The organism is Prevotella sp. E13-17 (assembly GCF_022024035.1).
GTDB lineage: Bacteria > Bacteroidota > Bacteroidia > Bacteroidales > Bacteroidaceae > Prevotella.
In genome coordinates this window covers 2584159-2603071 of record NZ_CP091787.1, presented here as the reverse complement: position 1 = coordinate 2603071, position 18913 = coordinate 2584159, and the positions used below count along the sequence as shown (strand labels likewise).

The 18913-nt window shown below is 47.2% G+C and carries 14 protein-coding genes; 11 read left to right on the top strand and 3 right to left on the bottom strand.

What is annotated here, in order from left to right; all coding sequences use genetic code 11:
* Window positions 1-114 precede the first annotated feature (114 nt).
* From L6472_RS10615 to L6472_RS10575, 9 genes are all read left to right on the top strand, one after another.
* Window positions 115-1320 carry a hypothetical protein gene (locus L6472_RS10615; protein WP_237804914.1) on the top strand — a complete coding sequence of 402 codons (1206 nt, stop codon included), beginning with the start codon at window positions 115-117 and terminating at the stop codon, window positions 1318-1320.
* A 40-nt stretch (window positions 1321-1360) separates the two neighbouring features.
* Complete coding sequence (locus L6472_RS10610; protein WP_237804912.1) at window positions 1361-1951, top strand: hypothetical protein; 591 nt, start codon at window positions 1361-1363, stop codon at window positions 1949-1951.
* A 681-nt stretch (window positions 1952-2632) separates the two neighbouring features.
* The gene (locus L6472_RS10605) at window positions 2633-3694 is read left to right on the top strand and encodes a hypothetical protein (RefSeq protein WP_237804910.1); all 1062 of its coding nucleotides are present in this window, start codon (window positions 2633-2635) and stop codon (window positions 3692-3694) included.
* 119 nt (window positions 3695-3813) lie between these two features.
* A complete protein-coding gene (locus L6472_RS10600) occupies window positions 3814-6930 on the top strand; it encodes a glycoside hydrolase family 2 TIM barrel-domain containing protein (protein ID WP_237804908.1) in 3117 nt (1038 codons plus the stop codon).
* A gap of 357 nt (window positions 6931-7287) precedes the next feature.
* Window positions 7288-8922: a DUF4876 domain-containing protein gene (locus tag L6472_RS10595; protein WP_237804906.1), complete on the top strand. Its 1635-nt coding sequence runs from the start codon at window positions 7288-7290 to the stop codon at window positions 8920-8922.
* A gap of 254 nt (window positions 8923-9176) precedes the next feature.
* The gene (locus L6472_RS10590; RefSeq protein WP_237804904.1) at window positions 9177-10088 is read left to right on the top strand and encodes a hypothetical protein; all 912 of its coding nucleotides are present in this window, start codon (window positions 9177-9179) and stop codon (window positions 10086-10088) included.
* Window positions 10089-10453: 365 nt separating this feature from the next.
* Complete coding sequence (locus L6472_RS10585; RefSeq protein WP_237804902.1) at window positions 10454-11707, top strand: zinc ribbon domain-containing protein; 1254 nt, start codon at window positions 10454-10456, stop codon at window positions 11705-11707.
* Window positions 11708-11737: 30 nt separating this feature from the next.
* The gene (locus tag L6472_RS10580; RefSeq protein ID WP_237804900.1) at window positions 11738-12928 is read left to right on the top strand and encodes an SPFH domain-containing protein; all 1191 of its coding nucleotides are present in this window, start codon (window positions 11738-11740) and stop codon (window positions 12926-12928) included.
* A gap of 16 nt (window positions 12929-12944) precedes the next feature.
* Window positions 12945-13790, top strand: a complete 846-nt coding sequence (locus L6472_RS10575; RefSeq protein ID WP_237804898.1) for a hypothetical protein — start codon at window positions 12945-12947, stop codon at window positions 13788-13790.
* Window positions 13791-13970: 180 nt separating this feature from the next.
* Here L6472_RS10575 and L6472_RS10570 read toward each other — a convergent pair whose 3' ends face one another.
* Entirely contained in the window at window positions 13971-15653 is a 1683-nt protein-coding gene (locus L6472_RS10570; protein WP_237804896.1) for a SulP family inorganic anion transporter, read from the bottom strand.
* Window positions 15654-15759: 106 nt separating this feature from the next.
* Window positions 15760-16179 carry a large-conductance mechanosensitive channel protein MscL gene (mscL, locus tag L6472_RS10565; protein ID WP_237804894.1) on the bottom strand — a complete coding sequence of 140 codons (420 nt, stop codon included), beginning with the start codon at window positions 16177-16179 and terminating at the stop codon, window positions 15760-15762.
* 265 nt (window positions 16180-16444) lie between these two features.
* On the opposite strand from mscL, the gene gap reads away from it, so the two are divergent.
* Together gap and L6472_RS10555 are read left to right on the top strand one after the other, a co-directional pair.
* A complete protein-coding gene (gap, locus tag L6472_RS10560; protein ID WP_237804892.1) occupies window positions 16445-17470 on the top strand; it encodes a type I glyceraldehyde-3-phosphate dehydrogenase in 1026 nt (341 codons plus the stop codon).
* A gap of 91 nt (window positions 17471-17561) precedes the next feature.
* Entirely contained in the window at window positions 17562-18023 is a 462-nt protein-coding gene (locus L6472_RS10555; protein WP_237804890.1) for a GAF domain-containing protein, read from the top strand.
* Here L6472_RS10555 and L6472_RS10550 read toward each other — a convergent pair.
* A complete protein-coding gene (locus L6472_RS10550; protein ID WP_237804888.1) occupies window positions 17992-18903 on the bottom strand; it encodes a DMT family transporter in 912 nt (303 codons plus the stop codon). The two genes, L6472_RS10555 and L6472_RS10550, sit on opposite strands and share 32 nt — an antisense overlap.
* Window positions 18904-18913: the final 10 nt, after the last annotated feature.

Genomic DNA, 18913 nt, shown 5'->3' with positions numbered 1-18913 from the left:
GGCAATGTTTGATAAGTAACAATATATGTTCGACATGTATCATCGGTATTTTTATTTCAAAAACATTATGTACCTTTGCAGCCAGAAAAAAAATAAGTAATCTATTTATATATTATGAGACCATTTATCTACCTATCTCTTGCAGCAATGCTGCTAACTGGAACAGCCTCTATGCAAGCACAAAACAAGACCAAAGCCAGGACACAGGCAAAGGCTAAGAGTCAGAAAACAAGTACTAAAGCAACCACAAAGTCGACAGCAAAGATACTATATGTGGAGCCAGAAGACCGTAACTATGCACAGAATCTGGGTGGACACATGTTTTGGGACTATACAGCCAGAGAAGGTAATGCCTTGCTAACAGACTGGAAGATAAGCAAAGAGGATTATAAAAAGATGGTAGAAAAGTACACTTATAAGACTTTTGAAGATGCCTATCAGAATCTGCCTGTGCTGCCCGATCCATCGCAAGTTGATACACGTGAAAAGATGACAGAATACTCAGCAGGCGAATTAAGGGCACGCGTTGAAGCCGTTGCTAACTATGAGCCAGAACCTGAGTTGAAAACGGAAAATGACAGATTTAGTAAAATCATGATGGATAATGCCAAGAAGGCACGCAAAGGACAGCCTTTCGACACCCTCTTTGTAGACAAGAAGTGGCCACAATATAATAAGGTGTTGGATAAAATGAAGGCTGCATGCACAAAGTTTTACGATCAAAATGCAGACATTGTACATTATAACGAGACGCCAGATCATGACAGAGGATGCTGGCTGCTCGAGAAGCAAGGTGGTGCACCTCGTTTCTACTTTAACATCTATTCGCCACTGGTAAAGCAGCTAATTAAGGAGTGGTTTGGCTCTGACGAGTGTAAGCGTGTGCAGGTCATAGAGGACGAATTGCGTGCACGTGTGGCCGCTGAAAATCCCAAGAAGACGCCTGATTGGTTTGTGGAGGGTCGCAAGCGTGAGGCAGAGATTGTGGCCGAATACAACCGTAAGCTTTTACAGCGCTGGATGCAGAAATCGCCAGCATCACTCTTGGCAGAATATAAGGCTGCTATGGTCAAGCTGATAGCATGGAACAAAGAGGTAGAGGCCATCCGTGGTAATGATCCTATAACAAAAGAATACATTTCTGCACGCTGGTCGGTAAGAGAAGGTATAAAATCGCTGTTCCATCAATATCTTTACCTGATGGATCTCTCAGACTTACCACTTGTGCGCACGCCAAAAACTCAGGAAGGCGCCAAGAAGTTTAAGCTGGAAGATTCGCCCTGGAAACTGTCATATCCATATAATATAAGAAGAGAATAATAATCACAACTAATAATACACAATTAACAATTTAAACTTTATGAAAACAGTGTTCAATTACACAAAAATCATGTTCGTTGCCATGGCTGCCATGGTAGTATTCACCGCCTGCACTACAAACGAGGACGACTATATCGCCTCAAGTCTGCGTAGCAGCGACTGGGAAGGTAAGATTACAGAATATTATCAGAATCGCTGGGGCATTAATGGCTCAGAATATTCTACCGTGATGGGCTTTGAGTCAAAAGATTATCACTATACCAGTGGAAGAGGCTATGAGCTGGACTACAAGACTTCTTCACCCAAAGAGAACTATGCCTTCTGTACCTTTAAGTGGTTTATCGTAGATGGCGACATCACCATCATCTATGACGACGACAAGTGGAATCCCACATATATCGTAGACTACCAGTTGAGAGGCGATAGCTTCTATGGCTTTTTCTACAATGGTTCTGACCGTAGAATTCAGTTCGATTTGGGGAAGACCACATTTACAGAATGGGACTACTACAGAAAGAATGGTTCACGCTATCTAAACACAGACTATCGCGCTGTCAGACTAAAGAATAAGGATGGCGTAAGCGTAGCCAACGGTATCTTCGCAGAAATACTGAATAATAGTGTTCACTAAAAATCGCCCTTTTTTACACAAAGTAAAGTTAATTATGCGATTTTGCAGCCACTTATCTGCCATCACCTTCAACCCCTTTCGTATATATATTGCTCATATAGTATTATTTTAAAAATAAACCACCTAATAGACTGAATTTCGATTATTTCAAAGAGCGATTAGTCCACTTTAACGGGGCAGTAGTGAAGTATGTTCTTAAAAAAAGTATGTTCTTCTGTTCTTTGATTCGGCTGCGCCTCGGTAAAAGCGGCAGAGCTGAGCGATTCTGTCTTTAAACCACTGGTTTGGTGGTCCTATTTCTGCGCTTTGTAGATGCAATACTTTCGGTATTGTTTCTGGTCTAGGGGCTGGCGGACTCAATTCTAGGGGCTAGATTCACCTCATCTAGGGGCTGTATATGAGCTGTCTAGCCCCTGGATTGAACGGATCTAGCCCCTAGATTCAGGTCAAAAGTGCCACTATTGCATGTCAATAGTGGCACTTTAACGTGACAATACCTCCACTCTTGCTATGCGAAACCTACTGAATGACATACTAACTTATTTAGTCCCGAGTACTACTCGGGAGAAACGGGAAAGAAGAGATTTAAAAAATAGTGGGCTGGACGTGAGGGCAGTTCGCTATTTTTTGTATCTTTGCAGCGCAAAAACCATAAACATAGCTGAATCTCAAAAAAACACCATGGAACATGAGCAATGGCAATGGCAGGAGCCTGGTGCAGCATGGAGAGGCGCTGCGCTCTATCATATCACTCTGACTGTGAGCAACCGACAGCCCGTGCTGGGAAGGCTGATGGTGCCTGGCGATGACCCTTCGAAAGCATGGCTGCAGCGCACGGCACTGGGCGATGCTGTCGTGGACTGTCTGCTGGGCACTCCGCAGTATCATCCTGAGGTGAGGGTGCTGCATTTCTGTTTGATGCCTGATCATCTGCATGCCGTGATATATGTGCGCCGCACGATGGCCAATGGTATTAAGACGGTGACCAGGGGTTTCTGGCAGGGCGTGAAGAAACTGGGTCGCGCCAGCACATGTTCGGGGACTTCTTTTCTTATTCCGAGTAGTACTCGCGAAGAACTGAAGGATGCTACTGCCAGACTGAAGACGATGGCGGCGGGGCTTTGCCAGCAGCTGGGCAATGATGCCTACTACGCTCTGGAGCCTTTGTTTTCAGAGATGCCTTTCATCCGTGCTATGGGCCGTTACTCTCAGTTGGCTACAACGATACGCTATTTGGATATGAACCCTCAGCGCCTGGCCACCAAGCGCCTGATGCCGGGCTTCTTTCGAGTGCAAAAAGCCATCGAGGTGGCTGGCCGTAGCTATGATGGGGTGGGGAATGTAGCCCTGTTGCATGCCGAGCGTTACCATGCTGTGCATGTGCGCAGCATGTGGGTTAAGGATGCTGAGAGAGGTGAAAGTCAGACGTTGCGTGACTATATGAACGGTTGTGTGTTGGAGGCTAGAAAGGGGACGGTGATGGTGTCTCCATTCATCTCGCCACAGGAAAAGCAGGTCATGCAGGTGTTGCTAAAAGAACAGCGGCCTTTTATTGTTCTTGCCGATAATGGCTTTCGCGACTACTACAAACCTGTTGACACCCTTTTTGATGCGTGTGCTGCCGGCAGGGTGCTCATACTTAGTCCTTGGTCTTACGACCCGACAAAGCGACACATCAGTCGTTCGGACTGCATGGCACTGAATGCAATGGCAGAAGAGGTCTGCTCATTGACCAATGACTAATGATACGGCTATGACTGTGGGAAAATTGTAATTTTGAGGGAATTTTATTTGGTGATTAACCAAATTATTTGTTCCTTTGCAGCGTAAAAACCTTAACCAATAACAATAATTGATTATATATGATGCGAAAACTATTAGTAACTATTACAATTTTTATGCTGACTGCCGTTGGCAGTGTCTATGCACAACATTTTAATGAGTGGGATGACCCTGCTGTGTTTCAGTTGAATCGTGAGCGTGCTCACGCCATAGCCTTGCCACAACAGACAGTGGCTTCACGTGGCGAGAGCGACTACTGGGACTCGCCCTATGTTATGTCGCTCAACGGCACGTGGAAGTTTTATTGGGCACCCAATCCCGATAAGGCTCCTACTGGCTTTATTGGTACGCCGCACTTTAGTGATGGCTCCGATTGGGACGATATAGAGGTACCATGCCCTTGGCAGATTTATGCGCTGCGTCATAATAAGTCGTGGGATAAACCACTGTATGTGAATACCCGTTATCCTTTTACCTACGACCGCAATACATGGAGTGTAATGGCCGAACGACCAGCCGATTGGACCTACACGGGGGACATGAAGAATCCCGTAGGAACCTATTACCGCACGTTTAAGTTGCCTGCCAACTGGAAAGGACGCGAGGTGTTTGTGCGTTTCAATGGTGTAGGACATGGCTACTATGTGTGGGTCAATGGCCAGTTTGTGGGCTATGCGGAAGATTCGTTCCTACCCTCAGAGTGGAACATCACCCCGTACCTGCTCGGCAAGGGTGAACAAAGTATCACCGTCAGGGCCTACCGTTTTACCAGTGGTTCGTTTCTGGAGTGTCAGGACTATTGGCGTCTAACGGGTATCGAGCGTGATGTGCTTCTGTGGTCGGTACCAAAAACGCATATCCGTGACTTTTCGTTCAGCACAGACCGCCTGACGGATCATAATACCTGTGCCGCCGCCACACTCGAAGTGGATGTGACAGGTGGGGGCACCATAGAGGCCGAGGTGCGCGATGGAAACCACCTCGTTGGCACTGTTAGTCAGGTGGCTTCTGCCGCTGGTCCTTGTACGCTATCATTTAATGTTCTCGCCGTGGAGCCATGGAGTGCTGAGACCCCAAAGCTCTATGACCTCAGTATTAAGTTGATGAAGGGACGTAAGGTACTGGATCTTCGTACTCTGAAAGTGGGCTTCCGCACTGTTTCTGTGCGTAAGGATGGGGCACTGCTCATCAATGGGCAACGTGTGTTGTTCCATGGGGTGGACCGTCACGACCATAGTCAGTGGAATGGACGTACCATCACCCGCGAGGAGACTGAGGCTGACATTCGCAATATGAAGCGACTCAATATCAATGCTGTGCGTACATCGCACTATCCTGATAATCCTTATTTCTACGATTTGTGCGACCAGTATGGTCTCTATGTGTTGGCTGAAGCCGACGTGGAGTGTCATGGCAACACAGGACTCAGTCATGAGCAGACCTTCCGTGCCCCAATGGTGGAACGCAACGTACGCCAGGTGCTGACCCTGCGCAATCATGCCTGTATCTTCGGATGGTCTGCTGGTAACGAGAGTGGCAACGGTGATAACTTCCAGGCTGTGGCCGATAGTATCGTGGCCCTCGACAAAACCCGCATAACTCATTATGAGGGCAACTCACAGTGGAGTCTCACAACTAGCAGAATGTATGCCGGATTGGACGATGTGGAGCGTATCGGTCGTGAGAATCTGGAGCGCTACCAGCGTGGCGAGACGGGCATTCGCCCCTTTATCATGTGCGAAAACACCCATGCCATGGGCAACTCGATGGGCAACCAGCGTGAATATTTCGACCTCTATGAGCGATATCCCTCGCTAACAGGTGAGTTTATTTGGGACTTCAAGGATCAGGGACTCCGCTTAGGAAACGACCAAATGTATGGTGGTGACTTTGCTGATCAACCCAACGATAACAATTTCTGCTGCAACGGAGTGGTGCTGGCTGATGGATCGTGGACCTCAAAGAGCTATAACGTGAAGAAAATATATCAGCCAGTGGACTTTGTGATGACCAATGGCTGCGTATCACTGAAGAATAAACGCCAGTTCCGTACGCCACAGCAGGACTATGACATCTGCTATGCTTATTTTGATAATGGCTTGCAACAAGGCTCATGGCAGCCTTTGAACGGCACCGAATTGCAGGTGGATCAGCACCACGATGCCATTCGTTTCTCAGTAAGACAACGTGAGGCCACACTTTGGGCTGAACAGGGCTACGAGGTGGCCAGCGAGCAGTTCCAGTTGGCGGGTGCCGACTATGTGACACCAACTCCAGACGACGAGTGTGTGGCGTTGAACGTGAAAGAGACCCCCGATGGCTATCAGGTGAGTGTGGGGCTTTTTACGTTCTCTTTTCATAATGGACAGTTGGTCGATGAGAACGGAAAGGTGCTCTTTGAGCTGAATGCTTTCCGTGCTCCCCACGACAACGATAAAGAACAGACTGAACGCTGGGATAAGCAAGGACTGCGTGACTTGACATGTCATAACCAGAAAGCCTCTTATCAGCAGACCTCTGACAGTGTGATGCTGCACTTCACTAACGTTTATAGCAGTACCCATGGCACCATGCATTTTACCACAGAGGAGACCATCACCATATATAATAATGGTGCCATTTGTTTTGACAGCGATATCATGCCAAGCGAACTGGGTTGCGAACTGCCTCGTCTGGGCTATCGAGCAGTGCTTCCAGGCGAGCTTGAGCAGTTGCGCTGGTTGGGTCGTGGCCCTCACGACAGTTATCGCGACCGTAAGGAGAGTGCCTTTATCGGTTTGTGGCAAAGCACTGTCAGCAACCAGTGGGAGAACCATGTGCTGCCTCAGGAAATGGGCAACAAAGAAGATGTGGCTTGGATGGCACTCACAAACACCAATGGCGTGGGCGTACTGTTTGTTGCTCCTGATACAATGGCAGCCTCGGCAGGTCATTGGGACGATCGCGCAATCTATACCGATCGTCACCACCGTCTGCGCCATCCTAGTGAGGTGAAATTTGAAAATAAAACCTATGTCAACCTGGATGTTTACAACCGTGCGCTGGGCAACAGCAGTTGTGGTCGCGACGTGATTGAGAAGTACAGAATTCCTGCCGATAAGACTCACTTTTCCGTTATCGGAAAACTGCTATTTTCACCCATCACCAACGAGGAACTAGCAGTATTAGCTCGTCAAACAGCCATTTGTGGCAGATGATATCTTTTTTGACAACATAAGTGTAATAAACAAAAAGATTGCTTCTTAAAAAAGGAGCAATCTTTTTGTTTGTTGGCTGATTCATGTTGCTGTGACTGCTGAAATAACAATTATTTGGCGATTTTATTTGGTAATTAGTCTGATATTTTGTAACTTTGCATCCGAATCTTTACATTTAAGGTTGACTACCTAAGTGATTATAGCATAAATGAATAACGTATTTTAAACTACTGAAATTTTTTTGTGCGCGGTGTTTAGATAATTGGGAATTTATGACTATCTTTGCAGCGTGAAAGACAAATAAACGGGATGGCAAATATGTCAATTACAAATAATTATTTCTAAAACAATAAGCTAATGAAACTATTTACTCAGATGAAGATGCTGGCCTTGATGGTCGGCGCAATGTGGATAACAGAGGTTGGCGCAACAATCGCACCCAACAAGGTTAGTTCTGGAGACCTTGTAATAAGCAAGGTGTTCTATTCTGCTTCAAAAAACTCAGGTGGTAGTGGCAACTATGTTGCTGGCCAGTATGTTGAGATTTACAACAACCGTGAAGAGGAAATTGACATCACAGGTATGTATGTGGCTCTGGTTGAGAGCGAATCGGCTAATTCGGCCTATACAGCGGCTGCCATTGAGGCAGATCCAGAGTTGAAAGCCACTCTGAGTGGAAAGATTGTGGTGAAGCAGATATTCCAGATTCCTACAGATGCGACTTATACAGTGGGAGCTGGCAAGTCGTTCATTATTTGTAATAGTGCCACAGACCATACTGCTGCAGCTGTAACGGGACATGACCTCTCTAAAGCTGATTTCGAGGTGAAAACTACGAACGCAAAATATCCTCACAATGACGAGGTGAAAGCCATCAACTTGGTTTACACCTTTTCACCAGCACTTGACTTTATGAATCTGACGCCAACGGGCACAAGTTCGGCAAGCATTCTGTTGCTGAAGAACAATGATGCTGCCATCATCACGGCAGAAGAGAGTCTGGTGTATGGTAAAGGAAAGACCACTGGTAACAGGTTCGCATTGGTGAATCCATATTATACTATTGATGCTGTTGAGATTTTGGGCAACGTGAAAGACAAGGGCGTTGACGTGTCGATGAAACGATTGGGTGAGACCTATGATAAGGGTTATGCCACGACGACAGCAGTAGGTGGCTACAATGGGGAGACCGTTTATCGCAAAACCGCTTTCATCATGCCAGACGGACGCAAAGTGCTGTATGACACCAACAACTCTTCTGTTGACTTCCAGGCGTCTGGCACCATACAGCCACGCGCTTACGATGATGAACTGGCAGAACTGACAGAGGATAAGATTACGATTCCTGAGAGTGGCTTCCTGGTGTTCCGCCCAGAGAAAAACTTCTTTGGCTCGAACGATGTTACGTTTACCTACGTGACTGCCAACGTGAAGAACAGCGACCTGACCTATAATGAATATAAGGGCACTGAGGAATTGCTGGCTGCATCAAACTTTATCGTTGTAGGTGAGCCAGGCGAATATTCTGTTTACTATAGTGAGGCACAGCCCACAAAGAAGATTCCAAGCAATGTGCTGACATGGTCGGAGGAAGACAGTAAGGAGTTTACCGGTAGTCAGAATACTCGCATCGCCTATAAATGGGTGAACACGGCAGAGAAGGTGGGCTTCCAGCGTGTGGAAAAGACCACAGAGGGGCTGTATAACTATGTCACCTTCAGTGGCGACAACCGCCTGTATATCACTATCACGCCTAAAATGGCTGAGGCTTTCTATGAGGCTAATGGCGTGAAAAGTGCTGACGATCTGGACTTTCTGGCTTGGCACGGCACAAAGCCAAAAGTAAACGACGTGAAAGCGTTGACGACTGTGGTCAACAGACAGTCTGATGCTTATTACACGTTGGATGGCCGACAGGTGCGTGTGCTGAAGCCTGGCAAGGTTTACATTTGTCGTCAGGCTGATGGCACGATGAAAAAGATCATGAGATAAGTTGCGCTTATACCTAATTCTAAATATAAGGACTCTCTGAACCGTGAATGCGTTTCAGAGAGTCCTTTGTTTTTAAAAGGACCACTATACGTCTTTTGGTATTTTTGTTTCATTTGAGAGAAATAATGATGTGTTGAACGTTTTTTCTTATTGGATGTATCATTTTTTATTGTGAAGATGCCTTTTTTAATATACATTTGCGGCAGAATTAAGAATTTTACCAAATGTATTATTAATTTAAAACAGTAATCTTTATGAAAAAAGTATTTTTACTCACAGCATGGTTTGTAACAACGGTTTGTAGTGCACAGGTCGTGATCTGGAATGGCGATGGCAAGGAAGTGGGAAGTGACGGTGGCTTCTGGAATCGGGCAGAACCTGTTGTCGTAGAGGAGCAGGGCAACAACGTGATGAAGTTCACGATGAAAGCTAATCCTGGTGGCTGGGGAGATGAGCATCATAATGCCGCAATTCCTCTGGAAGGTGTTGACTTCAAGGGGCTGCGCCGACTGACCATGCGACTGAAGATGACAGACAGTCACAATGTGATGGTTAAACTCGAGGGCAAGGAAGGTGCCTTCAATACGCCACGCTGGGCATGGCAGGATGGTGGCAACGAATGGAGAATCCTGACTTATGAGTTTGCAGAGGGACCTGATGCTGAAAAGATTACCGAAGACAATAACCTGGTGCTTTCCATCTGGCCTTACGAGGAGACAAGTGAGGGCGATGGAAAGACTTTCTATGTTGACGACATCAAACTGGAAGGCCCGATGGTTAATGATAAGGGAATCCTTGCGTGTGCAGACAATTCACTCGATGGTGAGGTGACGATCACAGGTGTTATAGGCAAGGGCACCTATCAGTGCACATGGGATGGCGACTGGCATTCGGTGGATTATGATGACTATGCCCTTATTGCAAAGAAGCTGGCTCCTACGGCAACCAAGCTCATCGTCAAAGATGCCGCCCGTTGGGATGAAGACTGGAGCGCTATCGAGGCAAAGTGTAATGGTATTGAAATCGTTAAAACGGATGAGGCCAACCATATTGACACAGCCGTTTTGAAACATAGCGCTGATAAGATGTTTGACCTTCAGGGACGTCAGGTCGTGAAACCTGTTAAAGGTATTTATATCGTAAACGGTAAGAAGTTTATAAGATAACAAGAACGACTGCGTCTAAACTTTAGAAACGATGTTTCCAGACTCTAGAATGCACATTTCTAGAGTCTGGATTTTGTATGGTATTTATCGTTTTACATCAGTAAGGTGCCAATATCACTTCCTTGAACAAAGACTATTGACCATCTATTGTGCCACTTTTACTCCACTGACCATTTCGTTCTATAGTGGCGTATATACTGATGTTTTGGTGTGTCATTGAAACAATTTTTGTGGTTTTTTGTTTCAATGACTCTTATATGTTGTTGATTTTTTAGGATATGACTGAATAAATGTTTTTCTTTGCAATTGTAGATTGCTAATGATGTTTACAATACCTAAAATATTAACCCTAAAACAATGTAATTATGGCTTTAATAACATGCCCTGAATGTGGTAAGCAGGTGTCTGATCGTGCTGCTACGTGTCCACAATGTGGCTGCCCATTGCAATCGGCAGCCCCCACCGGACCTGTTCCTCCCCCAATGCCCGGGGGGTATCAACCTTCTAATGCAATGCCGTCAAACGCAATGCCCTCTAATCCGCAACCCTCAAACCCGCAGCCTTTCCCACCGAAACCTCAGGCTGCTGGCAATCAAGAGATGAGCGCCTCGAAGATGGCGTGCCCTCATTGTGGTGCTGATCTTGGACCAAAAGACTTGTTGAGCAAGGACTGGGCTAAGTGTCACCAGTGTGGTAAGGCTATTCTGTTGGGTGGCGGTGGTAATGCTTTCGACGATAACCTGATTATTGAGCTGCTCGCGAAGTTTACCATTACAAAAGACGAGTATCACAAATTCTTCATGCAGTTCCTCATGGAAAATGCGCCTGTGGACGTGTTCGACAATATGAAGATTGTGGATATTAAGAGAAAATATTTCTGGGCTCGTGAGTACGGACAGGCCACCGAGCGTGCTATCTTCCCGCTGTGTAAGTATGGTAAAGAGTTCTTCGAGAAACTGTGCGGCACGCCCTATATGCTGATTGCTGACTATGAGGAACACTTCAATACGAAAGAGATGGTGCCATTCGCAAGCGATTATATTCGCGACACGGATGTAATTCCTAAGGAACAGTCGGCCTCGGAGAACCGTTTTGAGTTCTCGCACACAGACATCGGCTCGTATATCCCAACACCAGCCTACTACTGTCTGCCGGTGGTCGAGGAGGTCGTGGAGTATAACGGACAACAGTACACCTTCATTGGCACAGCAAGTGGCGATCGCTGGTGGTACGAGTTTGATAATTTCCCGAATGCTGAGTTCTTGAAGCAGAGTCCCGACTATACCAGCATGAAGCCGGTGACGTGGATTGTGACTGCCATCCTCATATTGATACTGTTGCTGATTGTCTTTGCACTGTTTAAGGCCGGCTTCTGGACTGGTGTTATTGGTGTGGCAATCCTGGGCGCGATAGGCTACTTCCTCGGACTGATTATCTATGGACTGATAGCTCTTGTCACTGGCGGTATTGATGCCATCATCCGTGCCGTTGTCAATCGTATTATCCGTAAGAAGTTCCGTGCACGCTGGCAGGAGTTCCAGGAACATAAGCGTCAGTCTGCTCAGCGTAATTTTAAACTGGATTTGAAATACGACGTTCCTGAGTTCCCAATACCTTAATGTATCACTAATAAACAGAATTATACGACTATGGGATTTTTTAAGAGAGATCCAAAAGAGGCCAACTATGTGGGTGGCGAGAAGCACTGGGCTGAGTCTATAGAGAATGTTGGCTTTGGAGGCGATATGATTTCGCTCCATCCTGATCAAGACTTCAACACCAATTCTACGCTGACAGTACACCCCGGAGAACAGGCTATCTTCGAGAAAAACGGACAAATATACCAGATGTTCACCGAGGGACGCTACCAGCTGAAAACGGAGAACTATCCCTTTATCAGCCGTCTGCGCAATGCTTTTACGGGTGGCGTGAGTACCTTCAACTGTAGGGTGTTCTTTATCCGAACGGCCACAAGTATGGAGGTGAACTGGGGAGCTGGCGATATTCAGGTGCGCGATAAGAAACTGCGCGTGGCTTCGAAAGTGTTTGCACGTGGTGCCTATCGCGTGAGTGTGGAGGACGGTGGAAAATTCCTCTTCAAACTGATAGGCAACGGCATCAGTTCGTTTGGTGCTGAGGAGTTGCAAGACTACTTCCGCAATGAGTTTTTGGAACATATCAAGACGGAAATAGCCACCGTCTTGGTGGAACTGGAAGGCGAGATATTGGGCATTCAGGCTCGACAGCGCGAGATTAGTCAGAAGATTTCACCGCTGGTAGCAGAGGTGCTGTCTGACTATGGCGTGAAACTGGAACGCTTTTCGATTTCTGCTCTGGAAGTTGATCTGGACGACGAGGTGCGTAAAGCCTATGAGGCTAAGCTCGGTAATGCTTCTGCCGACTCGGAAGTGATGGATATCCTTGGCGATAAGTGGGCTGCCCAGCAGCAGGTGGACATCATGAAGACCATGGCCGCCAATCAGGGCACGGCATCAATAGGTGCTGGAATCGGTATGGGAATGGCTGCGGCAGGTTCTTTCTTCGGTATGGGACAGCAAATGATGGGACAACCGATGGGACAGCAACAACCTATGCAGCAGGCTGCTCCGCCTCCCATGGCGCAGTTCTGGCTCTTTGTGAACAACCAGCAAGTGGGACCGGTGCCCATGCAACAGCTTGCTCAGTATGTGCAGGCTGGACAGCTGACTCCTGATACGATGGTGTGGAAAGAGGGCATGCCGCAGTGGGCTGCCGCTAAAACGGTGCCTGAGCTGCAGCAGTTCTTTGCAGCGGCTGGTGCGACTCCTCCACCCATGCCTCCGACACCTCCAACCCTTTAAACGTAATTAGAAGATTATGAGAATCAATCAAATGACTTTTGTGGCACTGATGGTGTTGGTGCTCATTGTGCTGAATGTGTTGTTCTTTGTCTGGACTGATGTCGAGACACGAGGCATTGTAGAGTGGATGTCGTATGGATTTGCCATGTTTTCTTTTGTGGTGGCGTCTATAGCGGTGTTGCGCGTGAGCAAGGATAGCGATGAGGTGTATCACCTGACCACAACATTTCTGCCTCTCTCTTACTTCTGTGTGCAGACCGTGCTGAGTGCCGTGGCTATTGGCTATGGCATGGTGCTTCGCAGGACACAGGAAACGGCGCAGAGTTTGACAAGCAACATGCAGGATACGGTGAATAAGGTGGTGGAGAGTCTGCCTGACAGTGTGGCTGGCATTGCTACCGACAGCATAGGCTCTGCGATAGGAAATACGGTAAATACGACGACTGAGACGGTTGTCGGAAGGTCGATGTTCCTGGCGGAGAACTATACGGTGATTGTCCTGTCTGTATATCTGCTGGTGCTGCTGTTCTATGCTTTCAATTTGGGCATACACAAGACTGCTAATGATGCCACAAGGGAATCATTGGCTGAACAGGCTGCTGAACAAGACTCGAAGATGCAGTTGAGTCAACGCTTGCAACTGTTGGAGGTCAAGGTGAAGGATGCTGCTGCGAAGAAAGAAGTGAGCAGGCTCTATGAAACCATTCGCTATGGAGCCAACCATACGACGCCACAGGGAAAACAGATAGAAGACGCAATCACAGCTGGCCTGGACGAACTTTCAGCGCTTATTGACCGTGCAGACTGGGAGAGAGTGAGGGATTTGGCCCAGGAACTGGCCGTCAGGGCAAAGATGCGTTAAAATATGAATATTATCCGTCTGTTCTCTAAGAAAGATAAAACGCCTGACGAGTAATAAATCGATATCGAATTAGCTTCTAAAGTCGCCGTTTATGGCGCAAGAAGAGAAAAAAAGTACACAAGCAGACCAGTGCTGTTTGTGTACTTTTCTTATGGCATTTATACGGCCTGATTTAGGTCGTTACTTCGACACAATTTCATTAGCTCTTGACAGAGCCAGGTCGATGTGGTTGCAGATGTTTTCTTCGCCAAGCAACTGAACGAAACCATTGCGGCGAAGCACAGAGTCAACCTTCTCGTTGACACCTGACAGAACGATGGCGATGCCTTCACGCTGACTCATCAAGCACATGTTCTCCAGATTGTGAAGACCGGTTGAGTCTATGAAGGGAACCTTACGCATGCGGATGATGCGTACCTTGGGACGATCACCAAAGTTGCCCATCAGTTCTTCGAACTTATTGCCTGCACCAAAGAAGTAGGGACCGTTAATCTCGTAAACTTCAACACCCTGGGGGATGGTGAGGTGCTCAAGATTGCCACTCTCCATGTCGGCATCCTCGTTCAGGTCAATCTCATCGCAGATAGCCTTGACATCGGTTGTCTCGCTCATGCGACGCATGAACAACAGACAAGCACAGATGAGACCCACTTCAATGGCAATGGTGAGGTCGAAGATGATGGTGAGGAAGAAGGTGAGCAATAGTACGGTGACGTCGCTCTTGGGATTGCGCATCAAGGCTGAGAACGAACGCCATCCGCTCATGCCATAGCTTACAACCACCAGTACACCTGCGAGACATGCCATGGGGATGTATTTGGCCAAAGGCATGAGGAACAGGAAAATGAGCAGCAACACAACGGCATGGATGATGCCGGCAACGGGTGTGCGACCGCCATTGTTGATGTTGGTCATTGTGCGGGCAATGGCTCCTGTGGCGGGAATACCGCCAAAGAGGGGCGATACGATGTTGGCCACACCCTGGCCAATTAGCTCGGTGTTGGAATGATGATGGTCGCCAATGACACCATCAGCCACGGTGGCAGAGAGCAAACTCTCGATGGCTCCCAATATGGCAATGGTCATTGCAGGGGCAACCAGACCTTTGATGGTTTCCCATGACAGTTCGGGAACAACGGCTTCGGGCAACTGTGAGTTGATGCTGAAACGGTCGCCAATGGTCTCAATGCTGGTGATGCCTGCATACTGCTTCAACAGCAGTACAGCCACGGTCATGATGATGATGGCAATGAGCGAGCCGGGGATGCGCTTGCTGAAACGTGGGGTGGTGGCAATGATGGCCACGCTGATAAGACCTACGGCAGTACTCCAGGGGTCAATGTCCTTAAGATGCTGAAAGTAGGTGCCCCAACGTAGAAGGAAATCGCTGGGCACAGGTCCGTCTATCTGCATGCCAAGCAAGTCTTTTACCTGCGTGGTAAAGATGGTGACGGCAATACCGCTGGTAAATCCCACGATGATGGGGTAGGGAATGTATTTGATGATGGTACCCAGGCGCAACAGGCCGAAACCGATGAGGAAGACACCTGCCATGAGTGTGGCGATGGTGAGACCCTGCATGCCATATTGGTTGATGATGCCTGCCACGATGACGATGAACGCACCGGTGGGACCACCAATCTGTACCTTACTTCCGCCCAAGGCAGAGATGATGAGACCTGCAACGATGGCGGTGATAATACCCTTCTCGGGTGATACACCAGATGCAATACCAAAGGCAATGGCCAGTGGTAATGCCACAATGCCGACGATGACTCCCGCCATCACATCGGCCATAAAGGTTTGTCGGTTGTACTTTCTAAGAGCCGAAAAAAGTTTCGGTTGGAAATCTAATGTTTTCATCTTTTATCTTATTATCCTTGAAAAACGGGTGCAAAGGTATAAAAAATATATAAGGTGACAAAGAATTGCCACCTTATAATATAAAATAATGTGAATATTTCTTGATTTACTTCTGCTTCAACAGGTCGCGAATCTCGGTCAGAAGCTCTTCCTGAGTGGGACCCTTCGGGGGCTCGGGAGCTGCTGCGGCCTCTTCTTTCTTTCTAAGGTTTGCAAGTTTGTTGATACCCTTGATAAGCAAGAAAATACAGAAAGCAACGATGATGAAATCGAGTGTGGTCTGTATGAACTGACCATAGTTGATGGTTACTGCATCCTGATTTTGCATCAAGGGGTTTACGGGCAGTTCCACTTTGAGGTCAGTAAACTCGATACCTCCGATCAACCAACCGATGGGAGGCATCAGAATATCATTTACTAACGAACTGACAATCTTGCCAAAAGCGCCACCGATGATCACACCGACTGCCATGTCAAGCACATTACCACGCATGGCAAATTCTTTGAATTCTTTAATAAATCCCATAGTTTTACTGTTTAATAGTTTAACGATATAGATAATGTGGTTATAGTTTCCTTTTTGTCAAGTGAACGTTGCAATCTCGACTTTCTCATCTTGATATACCTCACTTTTCACTTTGTGATTTTCACTTTTATCTTAAAAAACTTTTATTTCGTTGCAAATATAGGAAAATAATTCGTAACTTTGCGCTCGGAACATCGAAAAAATGATTTTTGAACGCAAAATTGGTTGAATTTTATTATTAAACCCTTTAAATAATTAAAGCAAAATGACAAAAGTAGCTATTAACGGTTTCGGCCGTATCGGTCGCCTCGCATTCCGTCAGATGTTTGAGGCTGAAGGTTATGAAGTAGTAGCAATCAACGACTTGACAAGCCCCAAGATGCTTGCACACCTGCTGAAGTATGACACCGCTCAGGGTGGTTTCTGCGGCAAGATTGGTGAGAACAAGCACACTGTAGAGGCTGGTGAGGATTACATCGTTGTTGATGGTCAGAAGATCACTATCTATGCTATTCCTAACGCTGCTGAGCTCCCTTGGGGTAAGCTGGACGTTGACGTTGTTCTGGAGTGCACAGGTTTCTACACATCTAAGGAGAAGGCTTCTGCTCACCTGACCGCTGGTGCAAAGAAGGTTGTTATCTCAGCTCCTGCTGGTAACGATCTGCCTACTATCGTTTACAATGTAAACCACAAGACTCTGACTCCTGCTGACACTGTTATCTCAGCTGCTTCTTGCACCACCAACTGCTTGGCTCCTATGACCAAGGCTCTGAACGACCTGGCTCCTATCCAGAGCGGTATCATGACAACTGTTCACGCTTACACAGGTGACCAGATGATCCTCGACGGTCCTCAGCGCAAGGGTGATGTTCAGCGCGCTCGTGCTGGTGCTCAGAACATCGTTCCTAACTCAACAGGTGCTGCTAAGGCTATCGGTCTCGTAATTCCTGAGCTGAACGGTAAGCTGATCGGTGCTGCTCAGCGCGTTCCAACTCCAACTGGTTCTACCACTATCCTGCACGCTGTTGTTAAGGGTGAGGTAACTGTTGAGAGCATCAACGCTGCCATGAAGGCTGCTGCCAACGAGAGCTTCGGTTACACTGAGGAGAAGCTCGTTTCAAGCGACATCATCGGTATGAAGTTCGGTTCACTCTTCGACGCTAACCAGACCATGGTAAGCAAGATGGAGGACGGCAACTCACTCGTACAGGTTGTTTCTTGGTACGACAATGAGAACTCTTACACTTCTCAGATGGTTCGCACCATTAAGTACCTCGCTGAGCTGAAATAAGATATTTCAATATCAGTTATAAATAAAGTCGTTCGATTTTGTCGGACGACTTTTTTTGTGTACCTTTGTCGCTGTTTTATAAATAGAAACTATGGAAAAAGAAGAAAGGTATCAGTTGTTGCTAAATCAGGTGCGTGCTTTGGTGGAAGGCGAGAGCGACCAAATCGCGATTATGAGCAATGTGGCAGCGGTGCTTCATCAGGAGATGAATTTTTGGTGGACTGGGTTCTATCGCGTGAAGAATGACGAGTTGGTGCTTGGTCCTTTTCAGGGACCAGTGGCCTGTATGCATATAGGTTATGGAAAAGGTGTCTGCGGTACGGCTTGGAAGCAGCGCCAAACTATTGTGGTGCCTGATGTGGAGGAGTTCCCTGGACATATTGCCTGTAGCAGTGCTTCGCGTTCAGAGATTGTGGTCCCCATCTTCTCTAAGACAGATCCCGAGCGTGTGATTGCTGTGCTCGACATTGATAGCGAACACTTGAATACCTTTGATAGTATTGATCAGAAATATCTGGAGGCTATTTGCCTTCTATGTCGCGACGACTCTTAGACTTGGTCACAAGTGTGACACCGCTGACTACCAGAATAATGGCGAGCGCATGGCTCCACTTCATGATGCCGATTCCGGTCATGACACTGACGGCTACGGCAACAATTGGTTGCACGTAGTTATAGACGGAAACAACTGTGGGACGCAGCACTTTCTGGGCTTTGATGATCAGAATGTAGCCTACAAAGGTGCCAAAGAAGACAACGTAGCCAGTTTCAAGAAGTGTCTTGGTGGACAGTTCGTTGCTGATCATTGTGAGTGTGTGTGGGCCGACTATGGGCATGAGGATGATGGTGGCCCAAAGAAACATCCATTTGTTGACGGTGAAGATGCTGTACTGCTTGATGAACTTGTTGAAGACCGACAGATAGAGCGCATAAGAAAACTGGGCTCCCAAGCAACAAAGATCGCCACGGATGTCGCCCACCTTGTCGCTGGCATGAGTAGCTGATGTGAGAATGAGCATCAATGCACCGCTACATCCCATTAAGACACCGAGCACTTTCTTGCTGGTAAGCGGCTCTTTAAGGATAAGAGCAGCCAATAGCATGGCAAAAATGGGCATAGACGTGGTGACGATACTGGCATTGATGGGTGAGGTGTACGACAACCCAATGGTGAAACCGCACTGGTTGCACACGATGCCAAAGACAGCAGCGCCGGCAAAGGTGAATACGTGTTTCCATGGAACTGGCTCGTATGTCGTGAAAAGCGAAGCTATCCAGAACAGGACTGCACCGCCCATCACGCGAATCATCACCATTGATGGACCATCAAGCCCGTTGTTCATGGCGTCTTTTCCCAATGGTGCCATCAGTCCCCAGATGGCACATGCAGCAAACATCGACAGATGTGCATAAAGTGGTTGCTTGTTATCCATAACGTGTACA

Excerpts from the sequence above, each read along its gene's own strand:
- L6472_RS10550 (WP_237804888.1), bottom strand. The coding sequence starts at position 18,903 with ATGGATAACAAGCAACCACTTTATGCACATCTGTCGATGTTTGCTGCA.
- L6472_RS10580 (WP_237804900.1), top strand. The coding sequence starts at position 11,738 with ATGGGATTTTTTAAGAGAGATCCAAAAGAGGCCAACTATGTGGGTGGC.
- L6472_RS10595 (WP_237804906.1), top strand. The coding sequence starts at position 7,288 with ATGAAACTATTTACTCAGATGAAGATGCTGGCCTTGATGGTCGGCGCA.
- L6472_RS10615 (WP_237804914.1), top strand. The coding sequence starts at position 115 with ATGAGACCATTTATCTACCTATCTCTTGCAGCAATGCTGCTAACTGGA.
- mscL (WP_237804894.1), bottom strand. The coding sequence starts at position 16,179 with ATGGGATTTATTAAAGAATTCAAAGAATTTGCCATGCGTGGTAATGTG.
- L6472_RS10610 (WP_237804912.1), top strand. The coding sequence starts at position 1,361 with ATGAAAACAGTGTTCAATTACACAAAAATCATGTTCGTTGCCATGGCT.
- L6472_RS10605 (WP_237804910.1), top strand. The coding sequence starts at position 2,633 with ATGGAACATGAGCAATGGCAATGGCAGGAGCCTGGTGCAGCATGGAGA.
- L6472_RS10570 (WP_237804896.1), bottom strand. The coding sequence starts at position 15,653 with ATGAAAACATTAGATTTCCAACCGAAACTTTTTTCGGCTCTTAGAAAG.
- L6472_RS10555 (WP_237804890.1), top strand. The coding sequence starts at position 17,562 with ATGGAAAAAGAAGAAAGGTATCAGTTGTTGCTAAATCAGGTGCGTGCT.
- L6472_RS10590 (WP_237804904.1), top strand. The coding sequence starts at position 9,177 with ATGAAAAAAGTATTTTTACTCACAGCATGGTTTGTAACAACGGTTTGT.
- gap (WP_237804892.1), top strand. The coding sequence starts at position 16,445 with ATGACAAAAGTAGCTATTAACGGTTTCGGCCGTATCGGTCGCCTCGCA.
- L6472_RS10575 (WP_237804898.1), top strand. The coding sequence starts at position 12,945 with ATGAGAATCAATCAAATGACTTTTGTGGCACTGATGGTGTTGGTGCTC.
- L6472_RS10600 (WP_237804908.1), top strand. The coding sequence starts at position 3,814 with ATGATGCGAAAACTATTAGTAACTATTACAATTTTTATGCTGACTGCC.
- L6472_RS10585 (WP_237804902.1), top strand. The coding sequence starts at position 10,454 with ATGGCTTTAATAACATGCCCTGAATGTGGTAAGCAGGTGTCTGATCGT.